Raw genomic sequence first — 17,762 nt, 5'->3', positions numbered from 1 at the left:
CCACAATGCCAGCAGGCAGTATGATTGTCAGTCAAGTAAACCCCGGGGCTGGTCGACTCTTCGAGAATGCCTTCCATCGCAACAGGATCCCTCTCATGAAAAATGTACTGCTCTGCCTGCTGGCTTCCCTCTGGCTTGCCCCCGCTCTGGCCGCGTCCAAAACCACTGTGGTGGGCGAGTCTGCCAGTCCCGAGCTGGTGTTGCCGCTGGGCTCATTGCCCGAGCGGGTCTGCTGGTTTGCGGATCAGAAATATTCCGAAGGGGCCCGCATTCTGCAGGGAGATATCTGGCTGGAGTGCGGCCCGCAGAACGACCTCGAGAGCAATGGCGCGCTGGCCTGGCGCTCTCCTGCGGTGGTGTTGCCTGCCACCCGTGGTGCGAAAGATCAGAAGACGATTTCCGTGGGTCAGTGAGGCTTTTCTTGATCCAGCTAAAGACATGGACGTGATCCCTGTCGCATAATGCAGCTCCTTTCTTCTCTTGGCTGGAACCTAAGAAATGGCTCGTCGCTCTTCCAATGCACAACGTCGTCGCAGTAGCTGGTGGTACAAACGCTTGTTGGCAAGGGAGCGGGAAGAGCGCGAAGCGCGTTCCGTCCGGGATTGATACAGCATTGAAAAAACGGAGCCTCAGGCTCCGTTTTTGTTGCTGGTAATTTGCCGTCTGGTTATCTTGTCCACCCATCGCATACCTTGTTGCCCTATGCCATCGGCAACTATCCAGAGAGCTGAAACTGTGAGAGTCGACGTTGTCTCCTACAACCCCCAATGGCCAGCCAGCTTTGTAGCTGAAGAGGTTCAATTACGCAGTGCGCTGGATAACTGCTTGCTAGCTGTCCACCATATCGGCAGTACCTCTGTCGTCGGTTTGGCCGCCAAGCCCATCATCGACATCATGCTGGAGGTATCATCGCTGGAGCGGCTCGATGAGCAGAACGGTCAGCTGGAGGCGCTGGGCTATGAGGCGATGGGTGAGTGCGGGATTGCGCGCCGCCGCTATTTTCGCAAGGGGGGTGATGAGAGAACCCACCAGATCCACGCCTTCTTGCAAGGGGATGACCATGTGCATCGCCATCTGGCCTTTCGTGACTATCTAAGGGCCCATCCTGCGGTATGCCGGGAATACGCCGAGTTAAAGCAGGCGGTAGCCGCGAGCTGTCAGCACGATATCGAGCGCTACTGTGCGGGCAAGAATGCCTTTGTCAAAGAGCATGAGGCGAACGCGTTGCGGTGGCTGGCCGGGCAGGTGCCTTCTCTCTGAGCGAGCTTGCTCGCCATAGAAAACGGGGGCCATCAGGCCCCCGTTTTGCTTTTGCAGATTTTTCCTGCTTGCGACTTAGCGCTGCAAGGCTGCCAGTGCCAGTTCGACTCGTTTGGCGTACTCGGGGTCGGCTTGCTCGAAGTGTTTGAGCTGGGCCGCGACGATGGCGTCATCCTCCACATTGATAAGGGAGCGGGCCAGGTTGGCGGCGAGGCGCGAGCGCTGCCCCTCGTCCATGATGCGGAACAGGTTGCCCGGCTGGCTGTAGTAGTCGCTGTCGTAGTCACGGAAGTCGTAGTGCAGGGCGGCCCCTTCCAGACTCAGCGCCGGTTCGTGCTCCTCGCTCGGCTGCTGGGTGCCAAAGCGGTTCGGCTGATAGTTGGGGCTGGCGCCGCCATTGCTGTCGCTGCGCATGGCGCCATCACGATGGGCACCGTGGTGGAACGGGCAGCGCGGGGCGTTGACCGGCAGCAGACCATGGTTGACGCCGAGGCGATAGCGCTGGGTGTCACCGTAGGAGAAGAGCCGCCCTTGCAACATGCGATCCGGCGAGAAGCCGATACCGGGCACCACGTTGGCCGGGGTAAAGGCGGCCTGCTCCACATGGGCGAAGTAGTTGTCCGGGTTCTGGTTGAGCTCAAGCACGCCCACCGGGATCAGCGGGTAGTCGCTGTGCGGCCACACCTTGGTGAGGTCGAACGGGTGGATGTTGTAAGTCTGGGCTTCGGCCTCCGGCATCACCTGTACATAGACCTTCCAGCGCGGGAAGTCGCCCCGCTCGATAGCGTTGTAGAGATCCGCCTGACTGGTCTCCCGATCCTGCCCGACGGCGGTGGCGGCCTCTTCATCGGTGTAGAAGCTGTGGCCCTGCTCGGTCTTGAAGTGGAACTTGACCCAGAAGCGCTCGTTGGCATCGTTGATAAAGCTGAAGGTGTGGCTGCCGTAGCCGTTCATCTCCCGCAGGCTCTTGGGGATGCCGCGATCGCTGAACAGTATGGTGACCTGATGCAGGGATTCCGGATGGCGTGACCAGAAGTCCCAGGCGGCGGTCGCGCTGCGCAGGTTGGTGCGCGGATCCCGCTTCTGGGTGTGGATGAAGTCAGGGAATTTCAGTGGATCGCGGATGAAAAAGACCGGGGTGTTGTTGCCCACCAGATCCCAGTTGCCCTGCTCGGTATAGAACTTGAGGGCGAAACCGCGCACATCGCGTTCGGCATCGGCGGCGCCCTTCTCACCGGCCACGGTGGAGAAGCGCAGGAATACAGGAGTCTGCTTGCCGATGGCGCTGAACAGATCGGCCTTGCTGAACTGACTGATGTCGTGGGTCACGGTAAAGGTGCCGTAGGCGCCCGAGCCCTTAGCGTGAACCACCCGCTCGGGAATGCGCTCGCGGTCGAAGTGGGCTAGTTTCTCCATCAACCAGATATCTTGCATCAGGATGGGGCCGCGCGGACCGGCGGTGAGGCTGTTGTTGTTGTCGACGACGGGGGCGCCGTTGGCGCTGTGCAGGGTCTTGTCAGTCATGGCTTCTCTCCTTGTTGATATGGGGTCAGCCTACGGATCTGCGCCGTGCTCGGCCAATGGGCCTTTCCTCGTCCTTTGATAGGCAAGACAAATGGGTGTGGGTAGGGGATGTGTAACCGCGCCGGATATTGCATGATGGTGGCTTCGAGAAGGAGCCTCATATGCAGATTACTATCCGTCATGCCGAACCCGCCGATGCCCCCGCCTTGCGGGATCTCTACGCCATGCCCAATGCCCAGGCGGGCACTCTGCACCTGCCCACTCCTCCCCTTAGCCAGTGGCAAAAGCGGTTGGAGAACGGTGATGTGGTCGCCTTGGTGGCGGAGGCCGATGGGAGGCTGGTGGGTCAGATCTCATTGCATGTGGAGCCCAATCCCAGACGCAAGCATGTGGCCGGGATTGGCATGGGAGTGCGGGATGACTGGGCCGGCAAGGGGGTTGGCTCTGCCCTGATGGCCGCGGCGCTGGATCTGGCCGATAACTGGCTCAACCTGCACCGGATTGAACTGACGGTTTTTGTCGATAACGAAGCGGCGCTGGCGCTCTATCGCAAGTTTGGCTTTGTGGAGGAGGGGCGGGCTCGCGACTATGCCTTCCGCCAGGGGCGCTATGTGGATGTGTTCTATATGTGCAGAGTCGCGGGGGGCGCCAGTCGCTAACGGCATGGTCGATTATCAGGCCAGATTGCGTCCGGTGATCCGGGCGCTGGAGCAGAATCCCGATCTCTCCATCGAAACGCTGGCAAGCAGTGCCTGCTTGTCTTTCTACCATTTTCACCGGGTGTTTACGGCTGTGGCGGGGGAGACGCCCGGGGAGATGTGTCGTCGTCTGCGCATCCAGCGGGCTGCTTGGCAGCTCTGCTATACCGATGCCAGTGTCACGGCCATTGCGTTGGGGGCGGGGCTCGCCAGCTCCCAGGCGTTTGCCAAGGTATTTCGCCGTTACTATGGTTGCACGCCGGGAGAGTTTCGCCGCGACAAGAGCAAGAATGGACACTTGATGAGCAAGGATGGACACGCACTTGTGCAGCCGAATCCTTATGCTGAGGGTCACTCATCAGCAAGGAGCAATACCATGAAAACCACCGAGATGGACGCCCGTACTCTGGCCTATATGCGTGTCACCGGCCCCTATGGCGAGGGGTATGACCCCGTCTGCCGCCAGCTGCATCAGTGGGCCAGCGCCCGCGGTCTGGAAGGTGGGGAGTGGATCTTCATCTATCACGATAACCCCGAGGTGACCCCGCCAGCCCAGTGTCGCACTGACATCGGGGTGACGGTGCCTGCGGGGACGGTGGGGATGGGAGCGGTCGAGATCCAGCTTATTCCCGCCGGTCGTTACGCCCAGTCCCGTTACCTTATTACCGACCGCAGCCAGTATGGCCCGCGTTGGCAGGAACATATCGGCGACATCGTTGCTGCCGGGCTGGAGTTTGGCAATGGTCCCTGCTTCGAGCTCTATCACAGCATGAGCGATGATCCGGTGCAGGACGATGTCAGCTTTTGCTCCAGCCTCAAGGGGTAGGGCACAGCAAGACGCAAGGGATGGTACAGAACGTCGCGCAGAAACGAGAGAGCCGGACAGTGTCCGGCTCTTTTGCATCTGGCGGATGGGGCGGCGGTTAGCGCTGGAACCCCTTCTGGGCGAACTTGGGACGGGCGTTCATGATCTGCTCCACCTGCTCGTCGCTCATCTTGCCGCGCGATAGTCCCAGCACCTTGTAGGTGAGCAGCGGTCGGGCGGGCAGGGCGATCATCAGGGCGCGGATCTGGTTCTCGTCATCCTTCTCCCGGGTCGGCTTGCCGTAGGCGTAGGTGAGGACGCCGGCATCCATCAGGTTTTTGACGGCGGGCTCGGTGATCGGCAAGTTTATGACGCTTTTACGCTGCAGCACGAACTCGCGCAGCACCGCCTTCTCGTTGAAGTCGAGGAAGCCGATCATCTGGGCCAGCTGGTCCTGCTGACGGCGCGCCTGCCACTCTTCGCATGCCCACTCCCAGGCGATCAGGAAGCCCTGACTGCAGAAGTAGGAGATGGCGATCAGCATGCCGACCCCCAGCCAGGCCGCATGATCCGCAGCCCACTGGCTGACGGCCCCTTTCATCAGCCCGGCCGGAAACAGCAGAATGATGCTGCAGCAGAGCAACAACCAGACCATCAGCCAATTGAGGCGGTTCAGTTGATAGAAATGTTGGATCCACCGTTTCATTGTTCATCCTTCCCAAACTGTTGTGGATAGTGAACTACCTAGAGCAATCAGTGTGCCAACAGCGCAATAGCGGTGGGGAGGAGGGGCTGGCGAGGTTACATTCCCTTACAACTTATTGAATGAGTTGTCATTAATTTGCCTTGTGAGGCGGCGGTCGAGTTGCTAAAAAGTCCTCTCAGTCATTGGGGAGTAGCAACCCGCCCGCATTCCGGGCCGGGCCCATGTCAACACTCTTGGATCCTCGCATCCATGGCATGGGCGGCGATAGGCACTATCGCTCTGCAAGACCTTTGGCCTCGATATGCACGCCAGCCGGGCGAGCCATATCGGGTCCATCGGTTATTCTGCTCGCCTGGCGGTATCTATTATGTTGATTACCCTGCTGTTATTTCTCGTCTCTGCGGTCACCATCTACCTTGCCTGCGAATACTTCGTCAACGGCATCGAGTGGACCGGCCACCACTTCAAACTCTCCCAAAGCGCCACCGGTTCCCTGCTGGCAGCATTGGGTACGGCCCTGCCCGAATGCATCGTTACCCTCACCGCCCTGCTGATGGGCAACACGACCGCCCAGCAAGAGATCGGCATCGGTGCCGCCCTTGGCGGGCCGCTGGTGTTGGCCACCATCGGCTATGCTGCGGTCGGTCTTACCCTGCTGCTTTGCATGGGGCGTACCGAACGGGCCATCGATGGCGAGGTGCAGCGCGAGATTGGCCGGGATCAGCGCTGGTTTATCGGCATCTTTCTGGTGGCGACCGCGCTGGGGCTGGTCGCCTTTACCGGCAAGAGCTGGCTGGCCCCGCTCTTTGTGCTGGTCTACCTCGTCTATGTAAGGCGCGAGTTGAAACAGAGTGACAGCCACGAAGTCGAATTGCCGGAGCCCCTCAAGCTGGCCCCAGATGCGGTGATCCCGCCCCTTGGCAAGGTGCTGTTGCAGACGCTGGCTGCGCTGGTGGTGGTGGCGCTGGCGGCACAGCTGTTTGTCCATCAGCTGGAGAGCATGGGCGAACTGTTTGGCCTCTCGCCGGTGCTGGCGGCCCTGCTGTTGAGTCCGGTGGCGACCGAGATGCCGGAGCTGATGAACGTGCTGATCTGGGTGCGACAGGGCAAGAACCGGCTGGCGCTGGCCAATATCTCCGGAGCCATGATGATCCAGGGCACTATCCCCAAGGCCTTCTGTCTGCTCTTTACCCCCTGGTTGCTGGATGGCGCCATGATGGCCTCCTCGCTGGTGACGTTGCTGGCGGTGGGGGTGCTCTGGTGGGGGTTCAGAAAGGGAGTGATGACCGCCGGGCGGTTGGCGCTGGTGGGTCTGCTCTATCTCGGCTTCTGCGGCTGGCTGCTGGTGAGCTGAAACGGGAAGCGCGGATATGAAAAAGCCCCCTTGGCAGGGGGCTTTGTTGTATCGGTTGGGGCGGTGCTTACAGCGCGGCGATCTCGGCCCGCTGGGCTTCCAGCTTGGTCAGCTGGAGACGGTAATCTTCCAGCTTCTCGCGCTCTTTGGCGATGACCGCTTCCGGCGCCTTGGCGACGAAGGCTTCGTTGCCGAGTTTGCCTTCGATACGGCCACACTCGCCCACCAGACGGGCAACCTCTTTGGCCAGACGGGCCAGTTCGGCATCCTTGTCGATGAGACCGGCCATCGGGATCATCAGCTCGGTGGCACCGATCAGCTTCTTCACTGACAGCGGTGCGGTTTCACCGTCCGCCAGTACGCGGATGGACTCCAGACGGGCCAGCGACTTGAGGAAGGCCTCGTTGTCAGCGGCGCGCTGGGCATCCTTGGCATCGCACTGGAGCAGCACGTTCAGGGGCACGCTCGGCGCCACGTTCATCTCGGCGCGGATGTTGCGGATGCTGACGATGAACTCCTTCACCCACTCCTGATCCGCCATCGCGGCTTCGTCTACCTTGGCGGCGTCGAACTCCGGGAAGGCCTGAATCATGATGGTGTCGGCGTGTACGCCAGCCAGCGGAGCGACCGATTTCCAGATGGTCTCGGTGATGAACGGGATGATCGGGTGTGCCAGACGCAGCAGGGTCTCGAGGACGCTGACGAGGGTGTGGCGGGCAGCGCGCTGCTCGGCCTCGGAACCCTTGGTCAGCACCGGCTTGGTCAGCTCCAGATACCAGTCACAGAACTGGTTCCAGATAAATTCGTACAACACACCGGCCGCGATGTCGAAGCGGTAGGTATCGAGGGCGGTACGGAAGTCACGGATGGCCACTTGTAGCTGGGACTGGATCCAGCGATCCGCCAGGCTGAACTGCATTTCGCCACCGGCAAAACCGCAATCCTGATCTTCGGTGTTCATCAGCACATAGCGGGAGGCGTTCCACAGCTTGTTGCAGAAGTTGTTGTAGCCGTCCAGGCGCTTCATGTCCCAGTTGATGTCACGACCGGTAGAGGCCAGCGCGGCCAGAGTGAAGCGCAGGGCGTCGGTACCGTGGGCATCGATCCCTTCCGGGAACTGCTTGGCGGTACGCTTGGCGATCTTCTCGGCCATCTGCGGCTGCATCATGTTGCCGGTGCGCTTCTCCAGCAGATCTTCCAGCGAGATGCCATCGATCATGTCGAGGGGGTCCAGCACGTTGCCCTTGGACTTGGACATCTTCTGGCCCTCTTCGTCACGGATAAGGCCGGTGATGTAGACGGTCTTGAACGGGACTTGCGGCTGGCCGTTTTCGTCCTTGATGAAGTGCATGGTCATCATGATCATCCGGGCAATCCAGAAGAAGATGATGTCGAAGCCGCTCATCAGCACGTCGGTCGGGTGGAAGGTCTTGAGTGCCTCGGTGTTGTTCGGCCAGCCCAGAGTGGAGAAAGTCCACAGGGCGGAGCTGAACCAGGTGTCGAGCACGTCTTCGTCCTGACGCAGTACGGTTACGGCCGGGATGCTGTGCTTGGCGCGCACTTCATCTTCGCTGCGGCCAACGTAGACATTGCCTGCGTCGTCATACCATGCCGGGATGCGGTGACCCCACCACAGTTGACGGGAGACGCACCAGTCCTGAATGTCGCGCATCCAGGAGAAGTACATGTTTTCGTACTGTTTCGGCACGAACTGGATACGGCCATCTTCCACCGCCTCGATGGCGGTCTTGGCCATCGGTGCCACGCGCACGTACCACTGGTCGGTCAGCATCGGCTCGATGGGCACGCCACCGCGATCGCCGTACGGCTGTTGCAGTATGTGATCCTTGATCTCGTCCAGCAGACCCAGCTCTTCGAGCTTGGCCAGAATCGCCTTGCGGGCGGCGAAGCGCTCCAGACCGGCGAACTCGGCCGGCAGGGTTGCGTCATAGGCGGTGCTCGGGTTGCCGTTGGTATCGACCACTTCGGCCTCGGCACGCACGTGGGCGTCCAGAGTGAAGATGTTGATCATCGGCAGGCTGTGGCGCTTGCCCACTTCGTTATCGTTGAAGTCGTGGGCAGGGGTGATCTTCACGCAACCGGTGCCCTTCTCCATGTCGGCGTGTTCGTCGGCAACGATGGGGATCAGACGGTTCACCAGCGGCAGCAGAATGTGCTGGCCGATCAGTGCCTTGTAGCGCGGGTCTTCCGGGTTCACTGCCACGGCGGTATCGCCCAGCATGGTCTCCGGACGGGTGGTGGCGACGATCAGGTAATCCTTGCCTTCGGCGGTCTTGGCGCCGTTGGCCAGCGGATAGCGCAGGTGCCACATGTGGCCCTTGATCTCGCGGTTCTCCACTTCCAGATCGGAGATGGCGGTGTTGAGTTTCGGATCCCAGTTCACCAGACGCTTGCCGCGGTACATCAGGCCATCTTCGTAGAGACGAACAAACACTTCCTGCACGGCGGCGGAGAGACCCTCATCCATGGTGAAGCGCTCGCGCTCCCAATCCACGGAGTCGCCCAGACGGCGCATCTGGCGGGTGATGGTGCCACCGGACTCTTCCTTCCACTGCCAAATTTTGTCGATGAAGGCATCACGGCCGTAATCGTGGCGAGTCTTGCCCTCTTCTGCGGCGATCTTGCGCTCAACCACCATCTGGGTGGCGATACCGGCGTGGTCGGTACCTGCCTGCCACAGGGTGTTTTTGCCCTGCATGCGGTTGTAGCGGATCAGGGTATCCATCAGGGTTTGCTGGAAGGCGTGACCCATGTGCAGGCTGCCGGTGACGTTCGGCGGCGGGATCATGATGCAGAAGGAGTCTTTGCTGGTGTCGCCGTGGGGCTTGAAGTAACCCTGGGCTTCCCAGTGCTGATAGAGCGCCTGTTCGATGGCGTTGTGATTAAAAGTCTTTTCCATGGTCTCGCCGTAATCTGGATGGATGGAGTCTGGTGTTGATTCTTTATGGATCAATTGGTTGCAGTCAGGGCTGCGCCGGATCCGGTGCGGCAAGGACGGGCTGATCCCTCATTTCGAGGGTATGGCCTGCCTGGCGATAGTGCTTGTAGCGCTCGCGGGCTTGCTGCTTTTGTGTTTCGTCAGTGGGGACAAAATCTACCACTTGAGCGAAGTGTCCTGCAAACAAAGGTGTCGCAGTGGCCAGATTGATGAGGCGGGCGTAGCGCCGTTTCGGTGGCTGATAGCCGATCTCCACCGGGGCCATGCCGCTTTCGCCTTGCAGCTGGTGCGGCACGAAGCGCTCCGGCGGCAGTTGCCACAACAGCTCGTCCAGGCGCAGAGCCTGAGCCTCATCGTCGCAGAACAGGTAGATATGGCCCGCGCCCCACGACTCGGCTGCAAGAGTGCAGGCCAGTCGCTCGACCGCAGAGGCCTGCGCGTCATCCTGTTCGCTCATCAGGTAAAAGGTCACTTGGCTCATCAGGTTGATCCCGTTTTGCGGTGACGGACTGTTGACCGCCTCATGAGGCTGACGGGGCGTTTCCCGTCTGCAGCTCACTGATTCAAGAATGAAACAAGGAAGAGGCGGGCCTCTTCCTTGTGGTTCAGGGTAACGCCAACCCTTCCGATGTAGCCATCGGCAGGGGCCGGAGAGTTACTCTTTCTCTTCGATATCCACGCCAGCCCGGTTCAGCAGGAACTGGGTCAGCAGGGGCACCGGACGACCGGTGGAGCCTTTGTCCTTGCCACTCTTCCAGGCAGTCCCTGCGATATCCAGGTGGGCCCAGTTGTACTTCTTGGTGAAGCGTGACAGGAAGGCTGCCGCGGTGATGGTGCCGGCCGGACGACCGCCGATGTTGGCCATGTCGGCGAACGGGCTGTCGATCTGCTCCTGATACTCGTCAAACAGCGGCAGACGCCAGGCGCGATCACCCGCCTGCTCGGAGGCGTTGAGCAGCTCGTGGGCCAGCGGGTTGTGGTTGGCCAGCAGACCCGAGGTGTGGTGACCCAGCGCGATGACGCAGGCACCGGTCAGGGTCGCCACGTCGATCACGGTTTCCGGATCGAAGCGGTCCACATAGGTCAGCGCATCACACAGCACCAGACGACCTTCCGCATCGGTGTTGAGCACTTCGATGGTCTGGCCTGACATGGAGGTGAGGATGTCACCCGGGCGATAGGCGTTGCCACCCGGCATGTTCTCGCAGCCAGCCAGCACGCCGATGACGTTGATCGGCAGTTGCAGCTGGGCCAGCGCATGCATGGTACCGAGCACGGAGGCGGCGCCACCCATGTCGTACTTCATCTCGTCCATGCCGTCGGCCGGCTTGATGGAGATGCCGCCGGAGTCGAAGGTCAGACCCTTGCCGACCAGCACGATGGGCTTGGCATCCGGATGACCCTTGTATTCGATGATGGCCATCATGGCTTCGTTGTCGGAGCCGCGAGCCACCGCCAGATAGGAGTTCATGCCGAGCTCGGCCATCTCCTGCTCGCCCACCACCTTGGTGGTGATGTTGTCGTAGGCATCGGCCAGACGACGGGCCTGGGAGGCCAGATAGGCCGGGTTGCAGACGTTGGGCGGCATGTTCGCCACGTCGCGGCAGACCCGCACACCCTTGGCCACGGCCAGACCGTGAGCGATGGCTTTTTCACCAATGGTCAGTTCCCGACGCGTCGGCACGTTGAATACCAGCTTGCGCAGCGGGCGACGTGGCTCGGCCTTGTTGGTCTTGAACTGATCGAAGCTGTAGAGGCCCGCCTTGGTGGTTTCTACCGCCTGGCGTACCTTCCAATAGGTATCCCGACCCTTGACGTGCAGCTCGGTGAGGAAGCAGACCGCTTCCATGGAGCCGGTTTCGTTCAGGGTGGTGATGGTCTTGTTGATGATCTGCTTGTACTGGCGTTCGTCGAGTTCCCGCTCCTTGCCGCATCCGACCAGCAGTACGCGCTCGCTGAGCACGCCCGGTACTTGATGCAGCAGCAGCATCTGGCCTGGTTTCCCTTCCAGGTCGCCACGGCGCAGCAGCGAACTGATATAGCCATCGCTGATCTTGTCCAGTTGTTCGGCAACCGGAGAGAGGCGACGAGGCTCAAATACGCCGACTACGACGCAGGCGCTCCGTTGCTTCTCTGGACTGCCACTCTTTACACTGAACTCCATGGAATCTCCTACATCCTAAAGACAAAAGGCACCTTTTATTGAATAATGCGGTGCTTGTTGGGGTATCAGAGGCGGAGCGAACAGCCACAGGCTCCGCAGTTCAAACTGGTAAAAATCCAATATACGGCCCTATTTTTCAGGCATTCGACTAAAAACACAAGTTTACTTGGGAATGACTGTGATCGTTTTCCGATATTTGTTCAGGGAAACCCTGAAAACCCAGCTGGCAGTGTTATTCGTATTGCTGCTTATCTTTGTCAGCCAACAATTTATCAAGATCATCGGTGACGCCGCCGATGGCGAGGTGCCGACACGTCTGGTCTCCACCCTGCTGCTGCTCAACTTGCCCAATATGGCGCTGTTGATGCTGCCTATCAGCCTCTTTTTAGCCATTTTGTTTGCCCATGGTCGCCTCTACGCCGAAAGCGAGATGACGGTGATGCATGCGGTCGGCTTCAGCCACCGTTTCGTGATGCGCAGCGCCATGTTGCTGGCCTTGCTGACGGCGGTGGTCGCGGCGTTCAACACCGGCTGGATCGCCCCGCAAGCCAAGGAGCGCGAGTATCAGGTGATCGACGAGTTCAAGGCGGACCCGGGTATCTCCTTCCTGCAGGCGGGCCGCTTTATGGATCTCGATAAGGGGCGTCTGGTTGCCTATATCCAGGATTTGAACGACAACGGCTCAAAACTGCAAAAGATCTTCGTGCTGCAGCGGGCGGAGGGGAACAATCCTCCCTCGGTGGTGGTGGCGACCGAAGGGGTGGTGACGGTCGATGAGAACGGTCTGCAGTGGCTGACCTTGATGGATGGCTCCCGTTACGAAGGGAACTTCTCCGGCAAGCAGTTCCAGATCTCCGATTTTCGCGAATATGGTCTGGTGATCCGTCAGCAAGAGATGGAGCGTTCCAACCGCAAGGCAGCGGCCAAGCCGACCATGGAACTGTTCGGTACCCAGGACAACGCCATGATGGCGGAATTGCAGTGGCGTATCTCGCTGCCCCTCTCCATTCCGGTGCTCACCCTGCTGGTGGTACCGCTGGCGAGGGTCAACCCCCGTCAGGGGCGCTACGCCAAGCTGTTGCCGGCCATCATGCTCTATCTCTCCTACTTCCTGCTGCTCAGCGCCGCCCGTTCGGCTATCGACAGCGGTCGGCTGCCCTACTGGCCGGGGATGTTCCTGGTGCCGCTCGGTTACCTGCTGTTTATCGGCCTGCCCCTCAATCTGCAGGGCACCAGCTGGTGGAACGGGGTGAAAGGGCGCTATTTCAACAGAAAATCAGCATGATGCTGCAACATAGGAACTTCTGCTGATGTTTGGCATTCTCGATAGATATATCGGTAGGGTCATCTTTATGTCGATCCTGCTGTGTGAAATCACGCTGGTTGGTCTGGCGGGGCTCATCAAATATGTGGAGCAGCTCAAGTCGGTCGGTGACGGCAACTACGACATGATCAACGCCCTCTACTATGTGCTGCTCTCCATGCCCAAGGAGGCGGTGCTCTTCTTCCCGCTGGCCGCGCTGCTGGGTGGTCTGATTGGTCTGGGTCAGCTGGCGACCAGCTCCGAGCTGGTGGTGATGCAGGCGGCGGGTCGCTCCAAGATCAGTATCGTGATGGCGGCGCTCAAGACGGCGATCCCGCTGATGATCATGGTGGGGCTGATGGGGGAATATGTGGCCCCCATCGCCAAGCGGATGGCAGATGACATCAAGGCGGGCGCGCTCTCCGAAGGTCGTCTGACGGTTTCCGCCTACGGGGTGTGGGCTCGCGATGGCAACAACTTCGTCAATATCAACGGGGTGCGTAATGATGGCGCCCTCACCGGCATCACCCTCTATCGCTTCACCCCCGAGCGCAAGCTGATCGACGTGGTGCAGGCGCAGGAGGGGGTGTTCGAGCGTCACCACTGGCTGCTCAAGCAGACCCAGGTTACCCGCTTCGACGACCCGGCGCAGATCCGCAGCGAACAGCATGACAAGATGGAGTGGAGCTCGGAGCTGACGCCCAAACAGCTGGGGGTGGTGAGTATCGACCCCGAGAACCTCTCGGTCTCCGGTCTGCTCGACTACATCGGCTATCTCGATGCCAACAAGCAGGATGCCGGTCGCTACAAGCTGGAGATGTGGCGCAAACTGCTGTCACCGCTCTCGGTGGTGGCGATGATCCTGCTGGCCTCCTCCTTCATCTTTGGCCCGCTACGCTCGGTGAGCATGGGGGCGCGGATGCTGATGGGGATCATGACCGGCTTTGCCGTCTACGTAAGTGATCGGGTGTTTGGCCCCATCAGTCTGGTCTATGCGGTACCGCCGATTCTGGCGGCTATCGCGCCCAGCCTGCTGTTTGGCGGTATCTCCTTCTATATCCTCAGCCGCAAGCAGTAATCCGCACAAGGTTATGAGGAAATGCAAAGAGGGCACCTGTTGGTGCCCTCTTTCGTTGTTGCATTGATCCGGTATTACTTGTTCAGCAATTCCAGATTTGCCTCTTTGCTCAGCACGATCACTTCGCACTCGGCCCAGATATCCTGAAACGCCCGCGGACGCTGGCGGTTGAACAGGCACATCAGGTTGCCCAGGCCAAAGGCGGCGGTAGCGAGACGGATCAGTGCCTGGGTGATGCGGATATGGCTGCCATCTTCGTTCTGAATGCGCAGCCGCCAGGCGCGCATGCCGACGGTCTGGCCAGCACGGGTCCAGAACCAGGTGTAGAAACCACAGATGACGAAGGCGAGCCACAGGGTGTAGATCAGGCTCAGGTGGTGGCGGGTCAGCAACCAGACGGTATCTTCACCCGCCGGTACGCTGGCCATGCCGGTGACCAGCAACAGCTTGGCGACACCCATGCCGATAAAGCCGGCGATGATCAGCAGCGAAGTCACCACCAGCGCATCATAGATGAGGGCGCCAAGGCGACGCAGCAGACCCGCTGACGGGTATGGCTGAGTGGCGGGAGAGGGGGATTTTTGTTGGACTTTTTTAGGCTTGGCCATCGTTTTTATTCCATTAAGATGATGGCGGCATTCTATGTAACTGGCCCCGCATCGGCAAGGCGTTGAATAAATGAACAAACGGGAGTGTTCAATCGAAAAACACCTTGCATGGCATCGCGCCATTCGTATAATCCCTCGCAGTTGCCCGGGTGGCGAAATCGGTAGACGCAGCGGATTCAAAATCCGCCGGTGAATAACCGTGTCGGTTCGAGTCCGACCCCGGGCACCATCAAATTCATGACAAAAGGCCATCAGCAATGATGGCCTTTTGTTTTTTAGCGTTCCTGCACATTGGAGCGTTACTGTTGAGCTGGCAGTACTTCCCGTTACCTCTTGGTATCCCTTCTCTTTTCCCGCTCTCCGTTATTTCCTTTTCTTGATGTGGCCGCCGGCATCACCGCCAGCGGCCTGTTTCTATTGCGGTTTTCTTTCCAAACCTTGCTGCATCAGATCATGGTTGCTGCGTTACCCCAGCAGGGCAAACAGCAGGGTGCCGAGGCTGCCAGCGAGTGTCAGCGCGATGATGGCTCTGGGTGTGCCGTGCAGCTTGGTCCACATAAACAGGCTGGTGAGGGCCAGCAGCAGCAGAGCCAGGGCGGCGATATCGCCAAACAGCTGCCAGCCGAGGCCGGTGCCCATGCCGCGGTGCAGCCGGTTTAGGCTGGCGGCAAAGTTGGCTTGCTGCAGGTCGGTATGTACCAGCAGGGTACCCTCAACATAGCTGGCGGCCACGCTCTGACTGAGGGTGACGCCGCGCATCTCCCACTTGGCGGGCAGGGTGAGCGGGCCGTTCGGGGTGGGCAGGGTCTGGGCCGGGGTGATCATGGTTCGTCCGTCGGCAAAGGTATCGGGATAGCGCTGTTGCAGCAGGCTTTTCAGCTGCTCCGGGCTGGCGAACGGCGCCTCCAGCACTATCTTTTCACTCGATTTGTCGGTGTGGGGGCCGGGGATGGGCAACACGGCACGGTGTTGCAGCCAGAGGCCGGTGATGCCGTACATCAGCATCAGGGCGAGGGTAAAAAAACCGGCCCAGGCATGGAGGCGGCGTACCCATTTGTTGTTGTGAAGGGGAACTCTTCTGCGTTTCATCGTGGTTGCTTCATAAAAAACTGGCCAGCAAGGGCTGGCCAGTCGGGGTGGTTGTCACAGAGATCAGAAACGGTAGGTACCGGTCAGACTCAGCTGGCGGGGCGTGCCCGGCATGATCTGGGTGGCACTGGTGGCGCTGACAAAGTACTCGTGATCGGTCAGGTTTTCGGCGCTCAGCTCGGCTTCCCACTGCTGCCAGCGATAACCGGCGCGCGCATCGAAGCGGGCGTAACCGGGCAGTGTAGTGGTGTTGGCGTTGTCGGCGAAGCGATCGCCCACCGCCGTTACACCGGTTTCACCGAACCAGCCCTGCTCGCCACTCTTGTAGCCGAGATAGAACTGGCCATTCTGGCGGGAGACGTTCATCGGGCGCTTGCCCTGCAGATCCGCATCCGCCTTGACCTGCTCCGCATCCTGAATGGCGAAGCCGCCACGCAGGTAGATCTCGTCGGTCAGCTCGGCACGGGCGCTCAGCTCGACCCCCTCGGTACGCTGCAGGCCGGTGAGGATCACCTTGGTGGGATCCAGCGGATCCTTGGTGCGCTTGTTGTACATCTCCAGTCGATAGAGGGAGATAGTGGTCGCCAGCTTGCCGTTCAGCCAGTCACTCTTCACACCCCCCTCGTAGAGGCGGGTGTGCTGGGGTTCCAGCCCGTTGTTCTTGTCACCCGGGGTGATGCCGATCAGCTCGCCGCCCACTGGAGTGAAGGTCTTGCTGTAGGAGGTGTAGAAGGCGTGATCCTCGAGGGGATTCCACACCAGACCGAGGCGCGGGCTCAGGCTGTTGACCGAGACGCTCTCCTCCTTGTTGAGGTCGTAGCGGCGACTGGTGACGGTGAAGTCGTCACGGCGCAGCCCGCCAACCAGATGCCAGTCACCCAGGCTGAGCTGATCCTGCAGATAGATGCCATTGCCGCGCACCTTGTGTTTGGCGTCGCTGGAGAGCTTCATGGCACCATTGTAGGTAGGCAGTGAGCCTGGGTCGTAGAGGTTGCCGGACGGGATGGCGGTGGCGTTCTGGTAGAGCTTGGGTGTGCGCTCCTGCCAGTTCTGCTCGAAGCCAACCAGCAGGCGATGTTCCACCGGGCCGGTCTGGAACAGACCCTCGGCCTCGGTGTTGCTGATCAGGTTCTTCGCTTTCAGATCCTGCTGCCAGCGGGAGCGGGTCACCTTATCCCCTTTGACGCTGGTGACATAGGTGTTGTCAAACTGGCTGTCGAGGGTGGAGTAACCGAGCTGCTGGCGCAACTGCCACTGATCGTTGATATCCCAGGAGAGGCGGGAGCGGGTGGATTGCGCCACGTCATCAATGAAGTCGCGGCTGTTATCGCTGTAGACATACTCTCGCGGAACATCGGCCGGACGGCCATTGACCCCGGGAATGCCGCGATCCGGGGTGCGGTCATGTTCGTTGCGCTCGTACTGTACCAGCCAGTTTAGGTTGTCGCTGATCTCCCAGTTGGCGGAAGGGGCCAGCAGGGTGCGCTTGCTCTTCACGCCGTTGCGGAAGCTATCTTTGTCCTCTTGCGCCATGTTGAGGCGCAGTTGCACCTGCTCACTCGCCTCACCATTGAGGTCGGCGGCCAGTCGCTGACTGTCAAAGCTGCCGACCCGGGCGGTGACGCTGGACTCCTGCCCTTTTTGCGGCTTTTTGCTGACCCGGTTGACGATGCCCCCCGTGCTGCCGCGGCCGTAGAGCACGGCAGCTGGGCCCTTGAGCACTTCCACCCGCTCGATGTTGCCGAGATCCCGGGTGTACTGCATGTCGTCGCGGAATCCGTCGAGATAGAAGTCGTTGCTGGCGCTGAAGCCGCGGATATTGACCCCGTCGAAGCGGGTATCACCGCTGGCGTTGACCCCGGGAATACCGCTCAGGGCTTCACTCAGCGTAGGTTGGCCGAAGGCGGTCAGCTCGCTGACCTTGACGCTGTCGATGGTCTGGGGAACCAGCTTGGCTGGCGTATTGGTACGGGTTGCGGTGGCAACTTCCTGATGCTGGGATCGTTTGCCAACCACAGTCATGGTTTCATCGGCGGCCTGGGCTGTGAAGCCGGTGCCCAGCAGTGCCAGCGAGACCAGCGTTCTGCGAAAGTGAGGGTGCTGCATATTCAATATTGACTCTTTGGATGTCGACCTGACGGCTCGAACATATTGATTTAATTATAATTAGCCTGACCCGCTCAAGCGGGATGCCAATGATATTGATTTTCATTT

At 60.1% G+C, this 17,762-nt stretch carries 15 protein-coding genes, 1 tRNA gene and 1 riboswitch; of the genes, 8 read left to right on the top strand and 8 right to left on the bottom strand.

Annotated features, from left to right (window positions below):
• The first annotated feature begins 95 nt into the window (after positions 1 to 95).
• A complete protein-coding gene (locus I6L34_RS09265) occupies positions 96 to 413 on the top strand; it encodes a DUF1496 domain-containing protein (protein WP_058058126.1) in 318 nt (105 codons plus the stop codon).
• Between the two features lie 322 nt (positions 414 to 735).
• Positions 736 to 1,260: a GrpB family protein gene (locus tag I6L34_RS09260; protein WP_216956654.1), complete on the top strand. Its 525-nt coding sequence runs from the start codon at positions 736 to 738 to the stop codon at positions 1,258 to 1,260.
• Positions 1,261 to 1,335: 75 nt separating this feature from the next.
• Here I6L34_RS09260 and I6L34_RS09255 read toward each other — a convergent pair whose 3' ends face one another.
• A complete protein-coding gene (locus I6L34_RS09255; RefSeq protein WP_058057499.1) occupies positions 1,336 to 2,784 on the bottom strand; it encodes a catalase in 1,449 nt (482 codons plus the stop codon).
• A gap of 161 nt (positions 2,785 to 2,945) precedes the next feature.
• Here I6L34_RS09255 and I6L34_RS09250 point away from each other — a divergent pair, with 161 nt between their 5' ends.
• Together I6L34_RS09250 and I6L34_RS09245 are read left to right on the top strand one after the other, a co-directional pair.
• Complete coding sequence (locus I6L34_RS09250; protein ID WP_216956652.1) at positions 2,946 to 3,443, top strand: GNAT family N-acetyltransferase; 498 nt, start codon at positions 2,946 to 2,948, stop codon at positions 3,441 to 3,443.
• 4 nt (positions 3,444 to 3,447) lie between these two features.
• Positions 3,448 to 4,308 carry a GyrI-like domain-containing protein gene (locus tag I6L34_RS09245; protein ID WP_058057501.1) on the top strand — a complete coding sequence of 287 codons (861 nt, stop codon included), beginning with the start codon at positions 3,448 to 3,450 and terminating at the stop codon, positions 4,306 to 4,308.
• Positions 4,309 to 4,405: 97 nt separating this feature from the next.
• Here I6L34_RS09245 and I6L34_RS09240 read toward each other — a convergent pair whose 3' ends face one another.
• A complete protein-coding gene (locus I6L34_RS09240) occupies positions 4,406 to 4,993 on the bottom strand; it encodes a superinfection exclusion B family protein (RefSeq protein ID WP_005336432.1) in 588 nt (195 codons plus the stop codon).
• Positions 4,994 to 5,165: 172 nt separating this feature from the next.
• Positions 5,166 to 5,272: riboswitch (yybP-ykoY riboswitch) on the top strand.
• 88 nt (positions 5,273 to 5,360) lie between these two features.
• On the opposite strand from I6L34_RS09240, the gene I6L34_RS09235 reads away from it, so the two are divergent.
• The gene (locus I6L34_RS09235) at positions 5,361 to 6,347 is read left to right on the top strand and encodes a sodium:calcium antiporter (protein ID WP_058057585.1); all 987 of its coding nucleotides are present in this window, start codon (positions 5,361 to 5,363) and stop codon (positions 6,345 to 6,347) included.
• Positions 6,348 to 6,414: 67 nt separating this feature from the next.
• On the opposite strand, the gene I6L34_RS09230 is transcribed toward I6L34_RS09235, so the two are convergent.
• The 3 genes from I6L34_RS09230 to pepA all read right to left on the bottom strand — a co-directional run bounded on the left by I6L34_RS09230 (position 6,415) and on the right by pepA (position 11,470).
• Entirely contained in the window at positions 6,415 to 9,267 is a 2,853-nt protein-coding gene (locus I6L34_RS09230; RefSeq protein ID WP_058057502.1) for a valine--tRNA ligase, read from the bottom strand.
• Between the two features lie 64 nt (positions 9,268 to 9,331).
• Positions 9,332 to 9,787: a DNA polymerase III subunit chi gene (locus I6L34_RS09225; protein WP_005336425.1), complete on the bottom strand. Its 456-nt coding sequence runs from the start codon at positions 9,785 to 9,787 to the stop codon at positions 9,332 to 9,334.
• Positions 9,788 to 9,961: 174 nt separating this feature from the next.
• Entirely contained in the window at positions 9,962 to 11,470 is a 1,509-nt protein-coding gene (gene pepA, locus I6L34_RS09220; protein WP_005336423.1) for a leucyl aminopeptidase, read from the bottom strand.
• 172 nt (positions 11,471 to 11,642) lie between these two features.
• Here pepA and lptF point away from each other — a divergent pair, with 172 nt between their 5' ends.
• Positions 11,643 to 12,755, top strand: a complete 1,113-nt coding sequence (gene lptF, locus I6L34_RS09215; RefSeq protein WP_005355218.1) for an LPS export ABC transporter permease LptF — start codon at positions 11,643 to 11,645, stop codon at positions 12,753 to 12,755.
• Between the two features lie 25 nt (positions 12,756 to 12,780).
• The gene (gene lptG, locus I6L34_RS09210) at positions 12,781 to 13,851 is read left to right on the top strand and encodes an LPS export ABC transporter permease LptG (RefSeq protein ID WP_005355217.1); all 1,071 of its coding nucleotides are present in this window, start codon (positions 12,781 to 12,783) and stop codon (positions 13,849 to 13,851) included.
• Between the two features lie 74 nt (positions 13,852 to 13,925).
• On the opposite strand, the gene I6L34_RS09205 is transcribed toward lptG, so the two are convergent.
• Positions 13,926 to 14,459 carry an RDD family protein gene (locus I6L34_RS09205; RefSeq protein WP_162516237.1) on the bottom strand — a complete coding sequence of 178 codons (534 nt, stop codon included), beginning with the start codon at positions 14,457 to 14,459 and terminating at the stop codon, positions 13,926 to 13,928.
• Between the two features lie 143 nt (positions 14,460 to 14,602).
• Here I6L34_RS09205 and I6L34_RS09200 point away from each other — a divergent pair.
• Positions 14,603 to 14,688, top strand: a tRNA-Leu gene (locus I6L34_RS09200).
• Between the two features lie 236 nt (positions 14,689 to 14,924).
• Here I6L34_RS09200 and I6L34_RS09195 read toward each other — a convergent pair.
• Together I6L34_RS09195 and I6L34_RS09190 are read right to left on the bottom strand one after the other, a co-directional pair.
• Positions 14,925 to 15,548, bottom strand: a complete 624-nt coding sequence (locus tag I6L34_RS09195) for a PepSY-associated TM helix domain-containing protein (protein ID WP_201947160.1) — start codon at positions 15,546 to 15,548, stop codon at positions 14,925 to 14,927.
• A gap of 63 nt (positions 15,549 to 15,611) precedes the next feature.
• Positions 15,612 to 17,654 carry a TonB-dependent siderophore receptor gene (locus tag I6L34_RS09190; RefSeq protein ID WP_216956650.1) on the bottom strand — a complete coding sequence of 681 codons (2,043 nt, stop codon included), beginning with the start codon at positions 17,652 to 17,654 and terminating at the stop codon, positions 15,612 to 15,614.
• Positions 17,655 to 17,762 lie beyond the last annotated feature (108 nt).

Origin of the sequence: Aeromonas sp. FDAARGOS 1404 (assembly GCF_019047085.1) — a bacterium.
Classification (GTDB): domain Bacteria; phylum Pseudomonadota; class Gammaproteobacteria; order Enterobacterales; family Aeromonadaceae; genus Aeromonas; species Aeromonas veronii.
This window is presented reverse-complemented; position numbering and strand designations above follow the sequence as displayed.